This is a genomic window from Colwellia sp. BRX8-7 (assembly GCF_014077275.1).
In the GTDB taxonomy this organism is placed as follows: domain Bacteria; phylum Pseudomonadota; class Gammaproteobacteria; order Enterobacterales; family Alteromonadaceae; genus Colwellia_A.
In genome coordinates, this window is the sequence record NZ_JACGVP010000007.1 from 99,708 (window position 1) to 118,839 (window position 19,132).

General features: G+C 37.0%; 19 protein-coding genes. 11 read left to right on the forward strand and 8 right to left on the reverse strand.

The genetic code is table 11. The annotated features are described in order from the left end of the window. Nucleotides 1-221 precede the first annotated feature (221 nt). Complete coding sequence (locus tag H4J57_RS08725) at nt 222-4,277, forward strand: hybrid sensor histidine kinase/response regulator (protein ID WP_182242531.1); 4,056 nt, start codon at nt 222-224, stop codon at nt 4,275-4,277. A gap of 148 nt (nt 4,278-4,425) precedes the next feature. On the opposite strand, the gene H4J57_RS08730 is transcribed toward H4J57_RS08725, so the two are convergent. The 4 genes from H4J57_RS08730 to H4J57_RS08745 form a co-directional block, all read right to left on the reverse strand. Further along, entirely contained in the window at nt 4,426-4,863 is a 438-nt protein-coding gene (locus H4J57_RS08730) for a DUF3010 family protein (protein WP_070375975.1), read from the reverse strand. 83 nt (nt 4,864-4,946) lie between these two features. Next, nucleotides 4,947-5,708 carry a tRNA-uridine aminocarboxypropyltransferase gene (locus H4J57_RS08735; RefSeq protein WP_182221828.1) on the reverse strand — a complete coding sequence of 254 codons (762 nt, stop codon included), beginning with the start codon at nt 5,706-5,708 and terminating at the stop codon, nt 4,947-4,949. Nucleotides 5,709-5,824: 116 nt separating this feature from the next. Further along, entirely contained in the window at nt 5,825-6,835 is a 1,011-nt protein-coding gene (galE, locus tag H4J57_RS08740; protein WP_182242532.1) for a UDP-glucose 4-epimerase GalE, read from the reverse strand. 379 nt (nt 6,836-7,214) lie between these two features. Then, nucleotides 7,215-7,883: a GntR family transcriptional regulator gene (locus H4J57_RS08745; protein WP_070375969.1), complete on the reverse strand. Its 669-nt coding sequence runs from the start codon at nt 7,881-7,883 to the stop codon at nt 7,215-7,217. A 403-nt stretch (nt 7,884-8,286) separates the two neighbouring features. Between H4J57_RS08745 and H4J57_RS08750 the strand changes: the two genes are divergently transcribed. From H4J57_RS08750 to H4J57_RS08760, 3 genes are all read left to right on the forward strand, one after another. Continuing rightward, on the forward strand, nt 8,287-8,424 hold the full coding sequence (locus tag H4J57_RS08750) for a hypothetical protein (protein WP_182242533.1): 138 nt from the start codon (nt 8,287-8,289) through the stop codon (nt 8,422-8,424). A gap of 317 nt (nt 8,425-8,741) precedes the next feature. After that, the gene (locus tag H4J57_RS08755) at nt 8,742-9,554 is read left to right on the forward strand and encodes a PEP-CTERM sorting domain-containing protein (RefSeq protein ID WP_182242534.1); all 813 of its coding nucleotides are present in this window, start codon (nt 8,742-8,744) and stop codon (nt 9,552-9,554) included. A gap of 2 nt (nt 9,555-9,556) precedes the next feature. After that, nucleotides 9,557-10,021, forward strand: a complete 465-nt coding sequence (locus H4J57_RS08760) for a hypothetical protein (RefSeq protein ID WP_182242535.1) — start codon at nt 9,557-9,559, stop codon at nt 10,019-10,021. 145 nt (nt 10,022-10,166) lie between these two features. Here the strand turns inward: H4J57_RS08760 and H4J57_RS08765 are convergent, their stop codons facing one another. Then, entirely contained in the window at nt 10,167-11,099 is a 933-nt protein-coding gene (locus H4J57_RS08765; protein ID WP_259366826.1) for a PA2778 family cysteine peptidase, read from the reverse strand. Nucleotides 11,100-11,151: 52 nt separating this feature from the next. After that, entirely contained in the window at nt 11,152-11,529 is a 378-nt protein-coding gene (locus H4J57_RS08770; protein WP_182216513.1) for a PA2779 family protein, read from the reverse strand. 277 nt (nt 11,530-11,806) lie between these two features. Between H4J57_RS08770 and H4J57_RS08775 the strand changes: the two genes are divergently transcribed. From H4J57_RS08775 to H4J57_RS08790, 4 genes are read left to right on the forward strand one after another with little or no spacing between them, the layout of a single operon-like run. Continuing rightward, nucleotides 11,807-12,544 carry a DUF1538 domain-containing protein gene (locus tag H4J57_RS08775; RefSeq protein WP_182216512.1) on the forward strand — a complete coding sequence of 246 codons (738 nt, stop codon included), beginning with the start codon at nt 11,807-11,809 and terminating at the stop codon, nt 12,542-12,544. After that, the gene (locus H4J57_RS08780) at nt 12,544-13,410 is read left to right on the forward strand and encodes a DUF1538 domain-containing protein (protein ID WP_182216510.1); all 867 of its coding nucleotides are present in this window, start codon (nt 12,544-12,546) and stop codon (nt 13,408-13,410) included. The genes H4J57_RS08775 and H4J57_RS08780 overlap by 1 nt, the downstream gene beginning before the upstream one ends. Nucleotides 13,411-13,414: 4 nt before the next feature. After that, nucleotides 13,415-13,765, forward strand: coding sequence for a P-II family nitrogen regulator (locus H4J57_RS08785; RefSeq protein WP_070375962.1), 351 nt, complete (start codon nt 13,415-13,417; stop codon nt 13,763-13,765). Then, complete coding sequence (locus tag H4J57_RS08790) at nt 13,762-14,157, forward strand: CBS domain-containing protein (protein WP_182242537.1); 396 nt, start codon at nt 13,762-13,764, stop codon at nt 14,155-14,157. The genes H4J57_RS08785 and H4J57_RS08790 overlap by 4 nt, the downstream gene beginning before the upstream one ends. Before the next feature lie 30 nt (nt 14,158-14,187). On the opposite strand, the gene H4J57_RS08795 is transcribed toward H4J57_RS08790, so the two are convergent. Continuing rightward, nucleotides 14,188-14,556, reverse strand: a complete 369-nt coding sequence (locus H4J57_RS08795) for a hypothetical protein (RefSeq protein WP_182242538.1) — start codon at nt 14,554-14,556, stop codon at nt 14,188-14,190. Between the two features lie 174 nt (nt 14,557-14,730). Next, the gene (locus H4J57_RS08800) at nt 14,731-15,624 is read right to left on the reverse strand and encodes a hydrogen peroxide-inducible genes activator (protein ID WP_182242539.1); all 894 of its coding nucleotides are present in this window, start codon (nt 15,622-15,624) and stop codon (nt 14,731-14,733) included. Between the two features lie 247 nt (nt 15,625-15,871). On the opposite strand from H4J57_RS08800, the gene H4J57_RS08805 reads away from it, so the two are divergent. The 3 genes from H4J57_RS08805 to H4J57_RS08815 all read left to right on the forward strand — a co-directional run bounded on the left by H4J57_RS08805 (nt 15,872) and on the right by H4J57_RS08815 (nt 19,125). Next, complete coding sequence (locus H4J57_RS08805) at nt 15,872-16,150, forward strand: peptidylprolyl isomerase (RefSeq protein ID WP_070375959.1); 279 nt, start codon at nt 15,872-15,874, stop codon at nt 16,148-16,150. Between the two features lie 40 nt (nt 16,151-16,190). Continuing rightward, a complete protein-coding gene (locus H4J57_RS08810) occupies nt 16,191-16,550 on the forward strand; it encodes a hypothetical protein (RefSeq protein WP_182175821.1) in 360 nt (119 codons plus the stop codon). Between the two features lie 343 nt (nt 16,551-16,893). Continuing rightward, complete coding sequence (locus H4J57_RS08815; protein WP_182216502.1) at nt 16,894-19,125, forward strand: M4 family metallopeptidase; 2,232 nt, start codon at nt 16,894-16,896, stop codon at nt 19,123-19,125. Nucleotides 19,126-19,132: the final 7 nt, after the last annotated feature.

Sequence of the window (19,132 nt, forward strand, 5' to 3'; positions counted from 1 at the left end):
GCTAAGTGCTTATATTTACATGCTGATTTTATATCCAATAAAGTCCTCTTCAGCAGAATAACGTCCAGCTTTAAAAATTTTTAATAAAAGTTTATTTGTATTGTTTATAACCTAATAATGTAATAATAATATTCTTTCATCGCCATATAGCTCACTAAAGTTAACCCCCAATTATGAAGTTAAAATCTGCTGTATTACTCATATTGAAAGGTTTTGTAAAAATGAGTATTATTTTCAACAACCGTAAAATAAAGCCTTCGCTGTTTTTATTTTTGCTGATACTTTTCCCTTCCTGCGTTTCATTCGCTGCAGTGCAATCAACTCGGTTTGAGCGTCTATCTATTGAAGATGGCCTACCACAAAGTGATGTAAATCAAATACTACAAGACAGACAAGGCTTCATATGGGCAGGAACTTCCAACGGGTTAGCACGTTATGACGGCTATACGTTTAAAGTATTTAAGCATAGTGGTAAAAATCAGAACTCACTAACAGGCAATGTGATTCGAACTATATTTGAAGATAAAAGTGCTAACCTATGGATAGGTACAGAATTTGGACTTAATCACTTTAATCCGAGAACTGAACAGTTTAGACACTTTCGTTACAATGCTAATAAGCCAAATAGCTTAAGCCATGATGTTGTCAATGCAATAACTCAAGACCGCTTAGGCAATATCTGGATAGGTACTCGGGGCGGACTTAATCGTTTTGATCCAAAAACAGGGCAGTTTACTCATTATAAATATAATATAAATAATCCAAAGAGTTTAAGCCATAATAATGTCTGGGCAATATTAGAGGATAATAACGGCGAAATTTGGGTTGGCACTCATGCTGGTCTTAGTCGCTTTAATGCAAAAACCGAGAATTTTACTCATTACTTTCACAGTGCTAACGACCCCAATAGCATAATTCAAGGACCAGTTTGGTCAATAATTACCGATAGACAAAATAATCTTTGGATGATTACTGAAAACGGCTTAAATCGATTTAGTCTGCAAACTGAGCAATTTACTCATTACCGCCATGAGGCTAATAATGCTAATAGTTTAAGCGATGGAATAGTTTTCACGTTAGCGGCTGATAAAAACGGCAACCTTTGGATTGGGACAAGTTTAGGATTGAATAGACTAAACCTTGAAACTGAGGCTTTCACCTATTACCGTCATGAAGAGGCTAATATAAATAGCTTAGGCTCTGGTGGTGTTATGGCTATTTTAGAGGACAGAGAAGGTAATATTTGGTCAGGGACTAACAAAGCGGGTCTTAGCCGCTTCAATCCAAAAATAGAACAGTTTGGACATTACCGTCGAGATATCCTTACCCCCGGGAGCTTAAGTAGTAATTGGGTTGCTGCGATCGTTGAAGACCCGCAAAGCAACCTTTGGGTGGGGGTTGATTCAGAAGGTATTAATCGCTTTAATAAAAAAACTCAGCAGTTTGAGCATTATAGTATAAATAAAACTAACCCAGAAAATATAAGTAATAACGGGGTTAACGCAATAACTAAAGATCACCAAGGCAATATTTGGTTTAGCACTAGGAGTGCATTAAATAAATTCACCCTCAAAACGGAAGTATTCAGTAATTATTGGCATAACTTGGATGATTCAGACAGTTTAGGTAGCAGAGGTATCCAAGCGATAACTGAAGACAGCCAAAATAACCTTTGGATAGGTACTACTAATGGTCTAGATTATTTTCTCCCTAAAACTGAAAAATTTAGGACCTATCAGCATAGTGAAGTTAATTTAAACAGTTTGAGCCATAACCATGTTTTAGCAATAACTGAAGATAACCAAAAAAACCTTTGGGTGGCTACTGCTGAGGGCCTTAATTATTTCAATCCGAAGACTGAAGTATTTACTCATTATCGTCATGATATGACTCAACCAAGCACTTTAAGTCATAATTATATTAGCTCAATAGCTTTAGATGACGAGGGTAACCTTTGGGTAGGCACCATGAATGGCTTAAACCTTATGGATATGACGTCAGGGGAGTTTGTACGTTTTACCGAAGAGGATGGATTACCTGATAGCACCATTTATGCAATAGAGATTGATGATCAAGGTTATTTATGGATAAGTACCAATCAAGGCTTATCTCAATTTAACCCCAAGTCTAAAACGTTTAAAAATTATGATGTTGCCGATGGCTTACAAAGTAATGAATTTAATGCTGGCGCTTCTTATAAGAGTGACAGTGGCGAATTGTTTTTTGGCGGCATTAATGGTTTTAATCGATTTTTTCCTAATAAGCTAATGCAGGATAACAATAAACCTGTGGTCGTTTTCACCGAAATGCTATTGTTGAATCAATCAGTCTCTATCGATGCCAATAAAGAACACGATAAAAATAAGGCAAAACCAGAAGATGGTACATTTTTTTTGGAGCAAGGGATCCATGCAACATCAGCAATCACTTTAAGCCACAAAGAAAATTTAGTGGCGTTTGAGTTTAGTGCTTTACATTTTTCTGCCCCAAAAAAAAATCAATATGCATACAAGCTTGAAGGTTTTGATGACCATTGGATAATGACCGATTATAAAAATCGCCGAGCAACGTACACAAATCTATCTGGTGGTGAATACTTACTAAGAGTAAAAGCAAGCAACCCTGATGGTATTTGGAATGAAGAAGGTGTTTCACTTAAAATAACCGTGCAACCACCGTTCTGGAACTCTTGGTGGGCATATACCTTATATTTCATCTCATCTTTGCTCATATTAGTCTTTTTTATTAGGGCTCATCAAAAAAAAGCAATTTTTGAACGTGACCTTATTAAGCAATTAGAGCATCAAGTTTCCACACAAACGGCTTCAATCAAACAAGAATCGAAAAAGGTTATTAAAGCGAATGAAGTTAAATCTCAATTCTTAGCGAATATGAGCCATGAGATAAGAACACCTTTAACCTCTATTATTGGCCAAACTGAAGCGATATTACATGGTGATATTGATAACAGTGCTGACAGCATAAAAGTTATATATAATAATAGCTTGCACTTGCTGAGCTTATTGAATGATACCCTAGATTTAAGCAAAATAGAGGCAAATAAATTTGAATTAGAAATAACGGCCTTAGATCTGATACAAATACTTGTCGACATTAAAAATATTTTCTCAGAACAAGCTAAATCTAAAGGCTTAAATTTTACCATATACCATACTTTGCCCTCCCCTTTTATGATCAATATTGATGGCTTTCGTTTAAAGCAAATTCTTATTAACCTTTGTTCAAATGCCATTAAGTTTACTGAAAAAGGAGATGTTGCTATTGAAATATACGCGCAACATTATAATCATATCAACGAATTAACCTTCAAAATACGTGATACAGGCATAGGTATCAGTGATGAACAATTAAGAAGAGTGTTTGACGCCTTTACACAAGCAGATACCAGCATTAGTCGGCGCTTTGGTGGCTCAGGTTTAGGGTTAAATTTATCTGAAAAATTAGCAGACTTCATGGGGGGAATAATCGATGTTGAAAGTGAGATAGGTCAAGGCAGTATTTTTACCTTGATATTACCGTTCACTCCCACCAGTTCAACTGAGATTGTAAAAGAATTCGAAGTAACAAAGAAGACCTTCAGTGGCGCTATTTTATTGGCTGAAGACCATGATGATAATAGGCATTTAATGAGCAGGCTACTGACCGGACTAGGTTTTGAGGTTTATACTGCGACAAACGGCTACGAAGTAATAGCGTCTTACTTTAAAAATAAACCTGATTTAATCTTACTTGATATTCAGATGCCAAAAATGGATGGTATAGAAGCGATAAAAATTCTAAGAGCTAGATCTTGTGAAGTACCGATTATTGCATTAACGGCAAATACCTTAGCCAAAGATCTAGAACAATATTTAGCGCTAGGGTTTAATGGATTTCAAGCTAAGCCTTTTGAGCGACAAAACTTTATCAATACCATCGCTAAGTATTTTGAACAGCCTATCAAAACCAACTACGAAGACAATAGCTCGCTAACTAATAGCAACATTGATATATCTGATTTGGTTGCTAAATTTGAAGTGGGTTTAATTGCAGAACATAAAAACTTCATATTGTTGAACCAAACGAATGATAATGATGCACTTGCTAAGCAAGCACATAAACTAGCTGGAGCCGCACAAATGTTTGGTTATAGCAACATAACACGAGTCGCAATGAGCTTAGAGTCCAATATTAAGAAAAAAAATTCTGCCGCTATTAAATCTAGCACCCATGAGCTTATTGCGGCGTTATTAACGGTTATTAACAAAAGTGACTGATAACGTTTCTCATCATTTTATCTGTTAGCACATTTGAAGCATATTAATCTGGCGATTAGCACCACATCCTACTGTTCGTCGTAAACGTAAAAACCCCAGTAAGTGCAAACTTACTGGGGTTTTTATCAGCTTCAACCAAAAGAAACACTTACTTCATGTAAGGGTCACTTTCAAAAAAAGCAAAAACGGTATCAAAGGCAGGTTCTTGATATTGCTTCAAGCCGGTATCACGAAAATCAATATCTATTTGACTTCTTACCAGGGTTTTCTTAACAAAACTACCCGCAATAATTTCTACTTGTAGTTCTTTTATAAGTTGAATACACGCTTCTAATTTAAAGCCGATCGGTCCACCAGAAAATTTACCTTTTAAAGCACGACCACGGATAACAACTTTATCAACGTGATAGTCTTCCATCAATTTAGCAAAGGTAAATTGGAAGTGTTGTACTGCTTCGGAATCACCTGCATCTACTAAAGATATTTTTTGCACGCGTGTTTGCGGAATATCATACAAACCGTTTTCACGTGACATAATACAAATAATTGCATCATTACCTTTTAATTCAACACCACATATTCTCATAACTTACCCTCATTAAATTCGCGGTCGCATTATATACCGAAACAGTGAATACCGAAACAGTTAATGACATTAGTTGTATTACCCTATAGTGTTGCTTTTAATTTAATCCCCTTTTGCTTAGTAAAATCAAGATAATCTTCTAAGGCTTTGGGGTTACCTTTATTTTTCTGGCAAACACTTTTTTGATATTGATAACTAAACATATCAAACCATTGATCCAATAATTGTCCATTGACCGGTTCTTTTGCCATTGTTAACATTTTTGCCGCGACTTCTGCGGTAGCAAATTGATAGTTTTCTTCGGCAATGCGTATTTGATAGCGAGAGGTGTTAGCCGCTTCGTCAAGTAAGTGTGGGTCAAAAGCAGCAATGGGGAATTGGTTCAAGTAAGGACTTTTACGAAACATTTTTTTCGCTTCACGCCAGCAACCATCCAACATAACAAAGAGTGGTCTTTTACCTGAAGGTATGGTCATTTCATTACAAAAAACCTCACGTTCAGCCTGTGCATACTGTTGAGGAAAAACAACATAAGGTTGCCATTGCTCGTCGTTTAAAATGGCTAACATTTCTTTATTTTCTTTAGTTCTTGACCAAAGAAATGCAAAGGTATCTGGCACGACATCAGCAATTAACTTGCCTGTATTACTTGGTTTTAGTACTTCTGTGTCATACATCAATAATAAAAAACCGGCATTACTGGTAGATTTTGGCGAATATGAACAAATACAATGGGGTTTTGCTAGACGACATAAGTCACAACGTACAACACGTTGCCCACGAGACTTGTAAGTCGTCGTGCTCAGACTCATACGATAATGATGAAGTTTATGTACAGCGTGCATAAGTGTAATTAAGACCAATTCTAACATAAAAAAATAGCGGCAATTAAGGCCGCTACTTTAGTGATTTTTAGTTTGATGTGCAATGCTTAAAATTGCGGTTTACTGAATAAATTAACTTACTCAAACCCATTGGGGTTTTGTGACTGCCAGCGCCAAGTATCAGCAATCATAGTATTTAAATTACGTGTTGCTTGCCAGCCTAATAGGCTGTTTGCTAATGATGCATCAGCGTAAACAGTGCCAATATCACCCGCGCGGCGCGGTACAACTTTATAAGCGATGTTTTGACCACTAATTTGTTCAAAAGTATTCACTATTTCTAATACCGACGTACCATTTCCCGTACCAATATTAATGGCTTTACAGCCTTGTATTTTTGTTAAACTCTCTAACGCTTTAACATGACCAATCGCTAAATCTACCACATGAATATAATCACGAACACCGGTGCCGTCTGGCGTGTCGTAATCATCTCCAAAGACTTGTAGTTGAGGTAAACGTCCTACAGCTACTTGGGCAACATAAGGTAATAAATTATTAGGAATACCATTAGGATTTTCACCAATAGTCCCTGATTCATGTGCGCCAATCGGGTTAAAATAACGCAGACATGCGATTGACCATTCGCTATCACTTTTCGCTAAATCAAACAGCACATGTTCTACCATTAATTTAGTTTGCCCATAAGGGTTAGTCGCAGAAGTTGGCATAGTTTCATCTAATGGAGATGGGTTATTCTCACCGTAGACAGTTGCAGATGAGCTAAAAACTAAATTTTTAACGCCATGTTTAGCCATCACCTGAAATAAAGTAACAGAGCCTGAGACATTATTTTGATAATAACTCAGTGGAATTTCGTTTGATTCACCAACCGCTTTTAAGCCAGCAAAGTGCACAACTGCTTCGATATTATATTGCTCAAAAACAGCATCGAGCGCTGCTTCATCGCAAATATCAGCTTTAATAAAGGTTACTGTTTTCCCGGTAATCGCTTTAACGCGATCAAGGACTAAGGTAGATGAATTTGATAAGTTATCAACGATAACAATATCTTTATCTAATTTAAGTAACTCTACCACGGTATGACTACCGATATATCCAGTACCGCCGGTGATTAATAAACTCATTTTTAGTCCTTGTTTAAATAGATCCGAGATCTTAAAGCCGTCATATTGATACTGAAATTCATTCAGGATGACGATGGGAAAGTGATACTTTATTTAATCACTGTGTTATGAGTGATATTCTGACACTGTCGCGATAAACTTACTAAGGATTTTTTGGATAATTAAATGTCTACCGTGTCTGCTCGACTGTTAACCTTAGCCTCAATGCTCAATGCTCAATGCTCAATGCTCAATATTATCAGGCTAAATTCTACGCAAAAATATTATAAGTGATTTAATACATCCCAAATAAACATAGTAGCCGTTATGTTTTACTATCCAACAATATAAAGTACAGACAAGACTTTGCCGCTACTTTATTGGTTAGGCTGAATTAACATTATCCTTCTGCGAGCTCTCTTGCACAAAGGAACGCTTTTATTTCATCACGAGAACCCAAAATATGCTGTTTTAACAAAGCAACAGACTTTTCAATATTACCGGCTTTACATAAAGCGAGTAATTCATTGTGTTCAGATTCTGCTTTTGAAATACCCCCTGCCCATAATAAATGCATGCGAATATAACGGTCTGCATTTTTATTTAAGGTGTTTACTAAGTCTTGTGTTTGCGGACGATTTGCCCCTGAGTATAAACAGTTATGGTAATCAGAGTTCAATTCGCTCCAGGTATTAGCCGCATTTTCTTTACCAAGCGCTTTGTCTAATTTTCCAAGAAGTTCTGTCGCTTCATCAAGTTTTTCAACCGTAAGACGAGGGATTGATGACGCCAACAAATCAGCTTCCAACATAGCACGTAGTTCAAATAATTCATCAACTTGACTAGCATTTAGCTCGGTAGCTGTAGCGCCTTTATGCGGTTCAAAAGCAACTAAACCTTCAGCTTCTAATTGTAGTAACGCTTCACGTACCGGAATTCGACTAACATTTAACTCTTCGGCTAATGCCGCTTGCCGTAAAGGTTGTCCTGCTTGAATTTCGCCACTGAGGATCTTCTCTCTAAGGGTTTCAACAACTAACTGAGTTCGGGTTTTATAAACAATGGTCATAAAGTACTTCTCTTGCAAGTGTGCTGACATTATAAGGGTTTATTAGCTAAAAAAAAGCGACTAACAAATATTAGCCGCTTATTGTTGTTATCAATGAAAGTTATAACTTCAAACCTACCGACTTAATAATCTAGTTAGTGACTCATAGGGCTGATTTTAATAACCAATGATTGGGGGAGGAGTTGATTTGCATTCCCAATAGTGATTACGACCATTTAATTAGCGCTAAACGCATGGCTTACCTTGTTTTTTTTATGAATACACTTCAACTTCTGTTGGTACCTTATTGTCAATTAAATGATGATTTCATAGACAACCGCTAAATCATTTTTACGCGACATTAAAGTATTTCACTTGCAACAAGATTGGTCTTTAAGTTGGCCTCTAATTAGGGATAAATTCTATGAATTATTATTATCTGCTCTTTAAAGTAGCACTTGCTGAAATCACCCATTTTAAAAGCCGTTTACTTGTCTTTGAAAAGAGCTCAGCTAGCACTATTAAGTGTCAATTTACCCATAACCCTTTTAATGACAAATAAAATAAAGACTAGCCAGCTAGTTAAAAATTCTTTAAGTAACACAACTATTACAGGGCATTAATCGACGTATAAAGTTATTAACATCAACACCCTTTTATGACGAAGAAAACGATGGAGATTACAATACAACACTGGGACTTGGCATTTTTATGCGTTAAAATAACGCAATATTATATTAAACAATAACATCACCAATAAGATAGCGATAACTACAACTTGGTCGTATTATACAACGAACTACAATCATTTTTTAATTGATTTTAAGCTCCATAGAGTAATTTTTTTCATATATAACTTGGCAAACACAAAGGCTTACCATGCAAAACCACCAAATAATAAAAAAAAGAATATTCACTTTACTGTTATTGGTTACTGCAATGGCATTATTTATGCCAAAATCTGCAGCAACCACGATCATTTTAGACTTCACGACTATCGACTCTACTGATATGTATGGCGCCAAGACTAATGCTTTTGATGAATCTATCTATGGCTTTAGTAACATGGGCTTAAATGACGTTATTAACAATATATCGTCGGCGATCAGCAATGACTTCTTTGGCTATAGCTATGCTGGTTTATCGGCTGGCAAAGAGCTAAATATTAATTTCGAAGTTGGCGTAATAGGTTCAGGCCCAAGCAATGGCGATAGTCAATTCTCGTATTTTCAATTCGGTAACGTAACCAGTGGAGAGTCATATTTAGGTCATGCCTGCCCAGGATGTGCTTTAACATCGTATGGGCAAGGGAAGGTTATTGGTTCAATTTTTACCAATAATATAGCAACATACTTAGCCAGCTATGCCGCTAATAATACACAACTGATTAACCTGATAGCCGGTACAGCATCACATGAAATTGGCCATTCTCTTTCCTTATCACATCCAACGAACAAAGAACTTAATCCCGGTGAGTCGGATTATGGTTTGATGGCAACAGGTGCTTCACCAACGTCTATGCCAAACAACCAACGAGTACTAGACCGTGCCTTCTCTAATAGAAATTTCGATACTTTAATAACGAGAGTAGGTCTTCGAGATGTTCAAATCGCCGCTATTCCAGAACCAAGCACTATTTTGTTATTGTTAACTGCCTTGCTTATGCTTGTTGTAAAAAGAAAAAAATATTAGTGGTGACTTTTATTTTATTAAAAAATAGCTCTATAGTACAAAAAAAAATAGTCTTTTATACTAAGCTACGTACGTGTTTACTTTTTTTATTTATGCTACTAAATTCGTTTGTCGCTCATGGCGATCAAATATTTTTAAGCTCGCAAGCGCTTATTAAAACTTCTGATGTCGCCGTAACAGGAAAGCTAATACTTAAACAAAATATAACACTTACAAACAAACAAGTTATTCGTGTGGGTGCTATTTATATCGAACAGGTATTTAAAGGACTGCCAACTAGTCAACAGAGTATTTTAATAGAACTCCCACCTTTCACAGCTAATGGAATGTTAAAGAGTACTGATGTTGTTTTAGAGATAGGTAATGAAGGTCTCTGGTTATTAAAAAAGCACACTAATGGTCTTTATCGAATAGAAAGGCCAGACGCCTTATTACCAAAAGAAAAAGCAACCATACTATTTAAGTGATCCCCATTAGTCCCCCCCTACTTGGATTGGCACTAGCGTGAACTAATACTGAGCGGTACTAACACTAAGGGGGAAACTTGTTATTAATAGGTCTCCTTGACCGCATAGTATTAATTTTAAAAGGTTCATGAAAAAGCTAAACTCATTAATGCAGTGAAACAGATGACATCGAACATTGTGCTGTTTCTTTACTTTGATAAATAACTTGTTGGCTATCAATAATGTTTGCGTCTTTCGGTGCGAGTATTAAGGCTTGTTCAATCGTTTGTTTTGCCAATTGGTTACAGCCTATCGCATTTAATGCATAAGCATAATTATTGAGGTAAGCAGACTCTTGTGTTGCTAATTTATAGCCTTGTTGATACCAAAAATTTGCTTGTTTAACATCGTGGCTTAAAAAGTAATTACCCAATAAAAAATAAGGTAGCCAATAATCTGGCCATTGCTTGGTTGCTTGGGTAAGCGCTGTTATGCCCGCTGAGCTTTTCCCTACTGAAATTAAATCTTGGGCTGCGCGCGTATAAATGAATGGCTTCAAATACTGACTGGCTTTAGTCGGGGGGAGCGCAGCTAAAAGCCAATATTTACCTCTAGCCCATGTTCTTTCAAAAACACTAAACTCAGCAACTCTATTAGCAAGGTCACCCGAATGCAGGGTAATAAGTTGTTTTTTTAAGTCATAACCGGTAACCACAGCATAATGCCACATCGGATACCAAGGCGTTGAGACATTTTGCAAAACAACAACAGGTATATCTTCGCTAACTAACGACAATAACTGAGCTAAATTACCTTCTTGTGCGTAAGCAACAAAACCAGCTTGACGAGCAGAAGCAACCATCTCAATTTGAAAGCTACCCTTTAACTTTGGAACAAATAACTCAGCCGCTAAGCTTTGTTGATCTTTTTCCACCCCATAATAATTAAAAACTTCAGACAACGTTGCAGGACCACAAAAAAAATCTTGCTGGGGGAAGAAAGGTACGTTGTTAATTTGATGTTTAGCCTTAATGTCAGGCGGTGAAGCCAAGAGTGCCTTGCTTTGCGGTGGCGTTGCACAGCCATTAGCTAAAAACAAAAAGCTGACCAATAGGCCAGCTTTACAAAAGGTATAATTTAACACCTATAATTTAATTTATGGGTCTAATGAATGAATAAACATCAGTTATACCCATTACATCCAAAACAGCTAAAACCACTAGCACAGTGACTATAGTACCAACGACTCCGCTAGCAGCAGGCATATCGTTTAGGGTTGAATTAAAAGTATTGAGTTCTTGTTGTGTCATATTAGCCACTCGAGTTCGAGCATCGGCAACATTAACCCCCAAAGAAACTAACTTTTCTTGAACTTCTGCACCATCAAGTAAGCTTAAAACTTGTTGGGTGTTATACAAACTTTGCTGCTGTTGAATAACATTGCTTGAAGGGATAACTGCGCCAAAAGCATTTGAGATGCTAAACAACACAGTAAATATTGCACAGGATACTATTGATATTTTTTTCATGTTATTGCTCGCTTAATGATTAATAGTGATACTTGTAAAATAAGGCTAACGACTAAGCGTTAATTACTTTAGCCAGTCACAAACCGTTATATATCAAGGTATGACTCTAGCACAGATAATTGAAAACCCTAACAATGTTAGGCGACATCTTGATTTTATATAAGGTTAATCCGTTGTGCTTAGCTTAAATTTAAATAAAACAATTAGTTTGATTCAGCACAAAGTAATACTTTTCACATTTTATATAATACCCTAAACCTACTAAAACACTATTCTTATGAATCAACAGCTTATCGTTTTTTTAAAAGCATTACTCGGTAGTTGCAAAGACTTACTGCCAATAATTTTAGTGATCGCTTTTTTTCAATTTGCTGTTCTCCAACAACCCATGCCAAATATTGGTGATATTTTAGTAGGTTTAGCATTAGTTGTGCTCGGCCTGACTTTTTTTATTTATGGCCTAGAAATGGGACTATTTCCCATTGGCGAATCTATGGCACAAGCCTTTGCAAAAAAAGGCAGCATTAGTTGGTTACTTACCTTCGCTTTTTGCCTGGGCTTTGGCACCACCGTTGCCGAGCCTTCATTAATTGCTGTAGCCAAAGAAGCAGCAAGTGTGGCCGCCTCTGGTGGCATTATAAAAGATACTTTAGCCGCACAAATTTCCTATGCAAATGGACTGCGTTTTACTGTTGCATTTGCCGTAGGGCTTGCCATTGTGATTGGTGTATTACGTATTATACGTGGCTGGCCAATTCAATACCTCATCTTGGGAGGCTATGTACTTGTAGTGATGATGACAATGATTGCTCCAAGTTGGATAATCGGTATTGCTTACGATTCAGGTGGCGTGACTACATCAACCATTACCGTTCCCTTAGTCACTGCACTGGGCGTTGGTTTAGCTTCGGCAATCAAAGGTAGAAACCCGATGACCGATGGTTTTGGCTTAATCGCTTTAGCTTCATTAACCCCGATGGTTTTTGTGATGATTTACGGCATGGTGATCAATTAATGGCTTTACTTTTTGAGTTTTTAATTACCTTAAAAAATACCATTATTGACGTACTGCCAATACTGTCAATTATTTTAGGTTTCCAACTATTAGTGATCCGCAAACCCATTCCACATATTAAACAAGTCGGCTTTGGTTTTATTTATGTATTAATTGGTTTAGCTTTATTTTTACTGGGTCTAGAAAAAGCCTTATTTCCATTAGGTAAAATGATGGCAACACAATTAACAGCGCCAGAATTTATCCATACTGGCGAACAGGTATTAACTCGCATTCATTGGTCAGATTACTTCTGGGTATATATTTTTGCAGCTGCAATAGGTTTTAGCACTACAATTGCTGAGCCGTCATTGATTGCTGTAGCAATAAAGGCAGAAGAAGTTTCTGGTGGAGCCATAAAGGCCAATAGTTTACGAATATCTGTGGCGATTGGTGTTGCTATCGGTATCGCCCTTGGTAGTTATCGTATCGTGGTTGGTCATCCTATTCATTACTATATTATCTCTGGTTATATCGTTGTCGTTATTCAAACTTTTTTTTGTCCTAAGCTAATTGTGCCTCTGGCTTACGACTCTGGCGGTGTAACCACGTCAACAGTCACAGTCCCTTTAGTTGCCGCTTTAGGCTTAGGTTTAGCCAGTACCATTCCAGGACGTAGTCCACTGATTGATGGTTTTGGCTTAATCGCTTTTGCCAGTTTATTTCCTATTATTGCTGTAATGGCTTATGCACAATTAACCCAAGCAAAAGCCCAACAAATCGAACGAAAAAGTGAAAACAGAAAACGAATTAATATTAATAAACGCAGCTTAAGAAAAAAACAAGAGCCCTCAAAAAGCTCAAGACAAGATAAATTAAACAGGTGATCACATGCAATTCAAACTAATTGTCGCATTTGTTGACGACGGTGTAACAGACGAAGTTATGAAAGGCGCCAGAATGGCTGGAGCCACTGGCGCAACGATAATAAATAATGCTAGAGGTGAAGGTATTAAACGCCAAAGAACCTTTTTTGGTATGCAACTTGAGACACAAAGAGACGTATTACTTTTTGTCGTTGAAGAACATTTATCTAGAAAAATTCTAGAACGGATCAGTAAAATCGCAGGGTTTGACCAAGACCCGGGTAAAGGTATTGCGATTCAACTAAATGTCGAAGATGCTGTTGGCGTAGCTCATCAAGTAGAACGCTTAAAAGGTAAAGTTGAGGAAGAACTATGATCCATAAATTAGTACAAGTTAAAGATGCAATGACCACTGATAACTATCAATTTGCTGATGGCATGATGACTGTTGCTGAAGGTATTAAATTAGCAAAAAAGCATAATGTTAATGCCTTAATTATCAATAAGCGTAATCCTCAAGATGAATACGGTTTAGTGATGCTTGCTGATATTGCGAAAGAGGTCTTAGCAAAAGACCGTTCGCCCGACCGGGTAAACTTATATGAAATAATGGCAAAACCTATCTTAAGTGTTGACCCAAATATGGATGTAAGATATTGCGCTCGGTTATTTGAACGCTTTAGCATTCACTTAGCCCCCGTTGTTGCAGACAATGAAATTGTTGGCATGGTTGATTACATTAATATGGTTTTTAGCCAGATAGAATAGCACCCCTGTTATAAAGTCTAAGGTGATGCTTTAGGCTTTATTATGAGTAAAACATCTTGGCGTTTTAAAAGAAAAATAAGCGGTGATAAAAAATACGCCCATAACAATTAATGTGCCGGTGTCTCCCTGATAAGGTGTAATAACATTAAAGTAAAATAAAGCATTCTCTAATAAGCTAACACCCACACCGATAATAAATAAAATATAGCCACTAGACTGCCCTTTTGCTCCGATAAGTTTGGCCAACAAATAGCCTAACACAGGTATAAAAGACCAAATAAAGAAGACCACTATTGAAAATATAATGGCTGACAAAGCAAGACTTTGCTGTGATAGAACATTAATAACCGAGTAAAGTTTAACCAAACAATAGCCAATATATAAATACAAAAATAACATCTACAACTTCCTAAAATAACGATAACCCAACTATAATAACAAGCAGTATAAAAATTAACTTATGCTAGAACAAACAAAGACCACTTAACTATAATTAACTAGCAAATAATGCTTTAGCTATTGTTCAATAAATCGTTACCGTGAGCTGAGTTATCGATTAGTTAGTTTGATTAATTAAATTAATAAGTCAGTTATCACAGCTGACAATTGATTATATAAAACATTTCTCATTGACGTTTTTCGCCATAACACACCAATTTCTCGATAATAATCTTGATCTAATGGTGCAATGGTTAACCCCTCATTTTCCCCAATATTTTTCTTTACCGCCATCTCAGGCAAAAAAGTAAAACCTTGATGAAAAGCGGTCATCTGTACCAATGTTGACAAGCTTGACGCAGAAAAAGAATGAATACGCGATTTATCAGCAAGTTTACATGCCGACAAGGCATGCTCAGTAAGGCAATGTTCTGATGATAATAAGAAAATACTCTGTTCTGGTAAATGTTTATAACTGTCTGTTTGTTGAAAGGTCTCTACTAGCCTTTTATTACCTGCCATAAAAAACCTGTCTTTACCTACTAATCGACAATGAAAGTTGTTTACTGCTATTGGCAACGCTAGAATCAACAAATCTATTTCACCATTACTAAGCATCTTCATTAAGTTTTCAGTAGTATCTTCACGTAAAAACAAGGCTAAATCAGGAAGTTTACTTTGGCAGGCGCGTACAAAATCGGTTAATAGGAATGGCGCAATCGTTGGAATACAACCAATACGTACGGTGCCGGTATACTCACTACCTTGTTGTTTTGCAAAGCTGACTAATTCGTTGGCCGAGACTAATAACTGTCGGGATTTTTCAACAACTTCAATGCCCTGAGTAGTAAATATAAAAGATTTGTTGTCACGTTCAATTAATTGACAATTTAGCTGTTCTTCTAATTTTAGAATAGCGCTGCTTAAGGTTGACTGACTAACAAAGCATGCACTAGCTGCTCGATGAAAATTTTGTTCTTGGTAAAGCGCAATTAAATAGCGTAAATGTTTAAGATTCGGTAAAAACATAAGGCAAAGTCCAAAGGGTAATGACGATTAATTTATCACATCACAATTAAATAAAACGATTATGATTTAACAAACACCGAATAAGGACCCGAGGACAAAAGTATAAATTTATTGTTAACTTGTCATTTTAATCAATAAACCGAGTATAAAGTTGATGAATATTAATTCAATCCATCGATTTCTTTAATTTTTTCTAAAGATACGGTAAAGTTAGAGGATTAATTTACACCATCATATAGGAAGCAACATGTCACAAGCATCAGCACGTCATTTATTAGTAGATACAGAAGAGCAATGTTTAACGCTTAAAGCACAAATCGAAGATGGAGCAGATTTTGCGGTTGTAGCGCAGGAGCACTCAAACTGTCCTTCAAAAATGCAAGGTGGAGATTTAGGATCATTTGGCCGTGGTCAAATGGTACCAGAATTTGATGAAGTGGTTTTCACTGCTGATTTAAACACAGTTCAAGGACCAGTAAAAACGCAATTTGGTTATCATTTATTAGAAGTAACGGCTCGCTCTTAATAGTCAGCTTGCTTAAAAATCGATAAAGGAAAGGTTATCAATGGCAAAAATTATAATATTGATGTTTCTTTTATCGATTTCAAATCACTGCCAAGCTAATTCTATTGCAATTGACGCGGTAAAAGCAGATGAAAAAATAATTCATTACCTTGCTGATAAATCTATCACTAACTTTCAAATAACTTACCAGCAACTCGAGCTTGGTGATATTTGTGGATTTGTTGGTTGCCAATGGCGAAAACTCGTTTCTGTCGTCGTAACGTCTAGAAGTGCTAATGCACCATCAACAACCATTGTCGCGCTTGTTGAAGGCATAGTACCTAACAACCAAGAACAACCTAAGGTTACCTTTGTAACGTTAAACAATAGCCTACCCAACACGCTAACCTTTATTAATTAACGAACGCGTTAATACCTTATTAATTTGTTAGATACTTTCATTATTTTCTCGAATCTTTATTTATTTTTCCTTATATAAATCATTGCCTATTTCACAAATATCACTTCGCATAAATTTTTTTAAACAATAATTTATTGATAGAGTTGTTAATTAAATATTAATAATAGATCAATTTGTTGCTAAAGATGTTAAATCAATGTTACGGTTGATTTGTCAGCAAAGACTGGCTAAAAAATCCTCAAGGCCATTGGAGGACAAATTAATCAAAGGAATGAGGGAGGAAAATAAAAATATCACTTGGCTTTTAATGCAAGTATAAATTAAGTAAAATTAGGAACACTTAATGCAAAATAATAATAAGATTTCTCAACTTTCATTCCTTATTGGCGCAGCACTTACCGCTGCAACAATGAACGCAACAGCTGTTGAAATGAGCGCCAGTTCACTGCAACAAGAAACAAACACCGGAACACCGGTTATGGCACCAGCAAGCCCAAGTCCAGTGCTTGGAAATTACCCGCTGGTAATCAAAAACCCTGCAGAACAAGCCTTTCAAAACATCATTTCAAATCAAAGCTCATACGGCTCAGTTGGTAATGAAAAATTTAAAGTTCGACGCCAATGGACTGATGAATTAGGTAAAAGCCATACTCACTTTGATCAAACGATTAACGGTATTAAAGTTTATGGTACAAGTATGATTATGCATACTAATTCGCCAATAAATACTTTTAACGCAAGTAATAGTGCAAGTAGCGTTTATAAAGTTACGGGTAAATTAGCCACTAATTCATTACCTTCGTTTTCAGTAATGAACAACGCTAGTGCATTAAGCAATGACTCTGCACAAGCACTGGTTGCTGCTGAAAGTGTTGGAGACGTGTTAAATATTCCAGAGCTTGCTTACGTGTACCTACCACTTTCAGAAGAAACTAAACTCGCTTATAGACTAGAAGTATCATGGGATAATGGCGGTGAAGACTTTGGTCGTGATTTTATATACTTTGATGTGAATACTTCTGAAATCTTAGCGAGAGAGCCACAAGTACATTCTGCTAAAAATTGGCGGACATACACGCTTAATGGCGGTTCGGCAAACTCGGCTCCAGGTACTTTGTTATGTACTAACACACAAAGTTGTGGCAGTAACGCCGCAGCACAACGTGCACATGATGGCGCGTCAAAAGTGTATGACTATTATCAAAGTAAATTTGGTCGCGACAGCCTTGATAACAATGGAATGACACTCGTATCTAGTGTTGATTTAGGCGTAGTTAACGCTTATTGGACGGGCTCACAAATGATGTATGGTCAAGCATCTGGTGGCATGAACGACTTTACCAGTGACTTTGATATCATAGGTCATGAATTAACACACGGTGTCACAGATAAAACGGCAAACCTAATTTATGCCAATGCATCAGGCGCCTTAAACGAAGCTTGGTCAGATATTCTTGGTATCTCAGCCGAAGCTTACCGTAATGGCACAACAAGTTCTTCATGGTTATTGGGAGATGGTTTATATAACACTCAAGGTCAGGCCTTACGTTACATGGATAATCCAACTCAAGATAATTACTCAAAAGATTGGTACCCAGAGCGCATTCCTTTTGTAAGTAACCCAAGTAATAGTAATGACCAAGGTGGTGTTCACGGTAACTCAGGTATTGCTAATTTAGCTTATGTTTTGTTGGTAGACGGTGGTACTCATCCGCGCAACAAATCAACGGCACAAGTACCCAGTATAGGTATGGCAAAGGCCGAAAAGATTTTCTATCGTGCACTTGTTACCTACATGAATCAAAATACTAATTTTGCGGGTGCAAGAGCGGCAACAGCTCAAGCCGCACAAGATTTATATGGTGCTACCGAAAAAACAGCAGTAGAAACGGCTTGGTGTGCTGTAGGTGTTGGTGCTTGTCCGACAACAGGAACACCTCCAACGGGTAATGTATTAACCAATGGTGTTGCTGCCACGAACCTAAGTGCGTCAACAAATGCAGACGTTGTTTACACGATGGAAGTTCCATCGGGCGCAACAGATATCAGCTTTTTAACAACGGGTGGTTCTGGTGATGCTGATATGTATGTTAAGTTTGGTTCAGCACCTACCGATTCAAGCTATGACTGTCGTCCTTATAAAGGCGGAAATGTAGAGTCTTGTGCAGGTACATCAACGGGTGGAACATATTATGTTCGAGTCAAAGCCTATTCAGCATTTTCGGGAGTTAGCTTAACAGGTAGTTTTACAGAAGCTGCTACAGGAAATCCTGCGCTTAATGGTTCAGAGTCGAATGTTGCTGTATCAAAAGGACAGTGGAAGCGCTTTACTCAAGTTTTACCTGCAGGTTATGCCGATCTGACTATTAGCCTTTCAGGGGGGTCAGGTGATGCTGACTTATATATTCGCCGAGGAGCACAATCAACAGCTTCTGCCTATGATTGTCGACCTTATAAAAATGGTAACAATGAAAGCTGTAGCTTTACAACCCCTGCTGCAGGTACATGGTATATAGATATATTTGGCTATAGTACAGCTTCAGGTATGACATTAACATTGCAAGCAAATCCATAAAATTATT

Coding starts and splice junctions, on each gene's coding strand:
- H4J57_RS08725 (WP_182242531.1), top strand. CDS start 222: ATGAGTATTATTTTCAACAACCGTAAAATAAAGCCTTCGCTGTTTTTA.
- H4J57_RS08730 (WP_070375975.1), bottom strand. CDS start 4,863: ATGAGAATATGTGGTGTTGAATTAAAAGGTAATGATGCAATTATTTGT.
- H4J57_RS08735 (WP_182221828.1), bottom strand. CDS start 5,708: ATGCACGCTGTACATAAACTTCATCATTATCGTATGAGTCTGAGCACG.
- galE (WP_182242532.1), bottom strand. CDS start 6,835: ATGAGTTTATTAATCACCGGCGGTACTGGATATATCGGTAGTCATACC.
- H4J57_RS08745 (WP_070375969.1), bottom strand. CDS start 7,883: ATGACCATTGTTTATAAAACCCGAACTCAGTTAGTTGTTGAAACCCTT.
- H4J57_RS08750 (WP_182242533.1), top strand. CDS start 8,287: ATGAATTATTATTATCTGCTCTTTAAAGTAGCACTTGCTGAAATCACC.
- H4J57_RS08755 (WP_182242534.1), top strand. CDS start 8,742: ATGCAAAACCACCAAATAATAAAAAAAAGAATATTCACTTTACTGTTA.
- H4J57_RS08770 (WP_182216513.1), bottom strand. CDS start 11,529: ATGAAAAAAATATCAATAGTATCCTGTGCAATATTTACTGTGTTGTTT.
- H4J57_RS08775 (WP_182216512.1), top strand. CDS start 11,807: ATGAATCAACAGCTTATCGTTTTTTTAAAAGCATTACTCGGTAGTTGC.
- H4J57_RS08780 (WP_182216510.1), top strand. CDS start 12,544: ATGGCTTTACTTTTTGAGTTTTTAATTACCTTAAAAAATACCATTATT.
- H4J57_RS08785 (WP_070375962.1), top strand. CDS start 13,415: ATGCAATTCAAACTAATTGTCGCATTTGTTGACGACGGTGTAACAGAC.
- H4J57_RS08790 (WP_182242537.1), top strand. CDS start 13,762: ATGATCCATAAATTAGTACAAGTTAAAGATGCAATGACCACTGATAAC.
- H4J57_RS08795 (WP_182242538.1), bottom strand. CDS start 14,556: ATGTTATTTTTGTATTTATATATTGGCTATTGTTTGGTTAAACTTTAC.
- H4J57_RS08800 (WP_182242539.1), bottom strand. CDS start 15,624: ATGTTTTTACCGAATCTTAAACATTTACGCTATTTAATTGCGCTTTAC.
- H4J57_RS08805 (WP_070375959.1), top strand. CDS start 15,872: ATGTCACAAGCATCAGCACGTCATTTATTAGTAGATACAGAAGAGCAA.
- H4J57_RS08810 (WP_182175821.1), top strand. CDS start 16,191: ATGGCAAAAATTATAATATTGATGTTTCTTTTATCGATTTCAAATCAC.
- H4J57_RS08815 (WP_182216502.1), top strand. CDS start 16,894: ATGCAAAATAATAATAAGATTTCTCAACTTTCATTCCTTATTGGCGCA.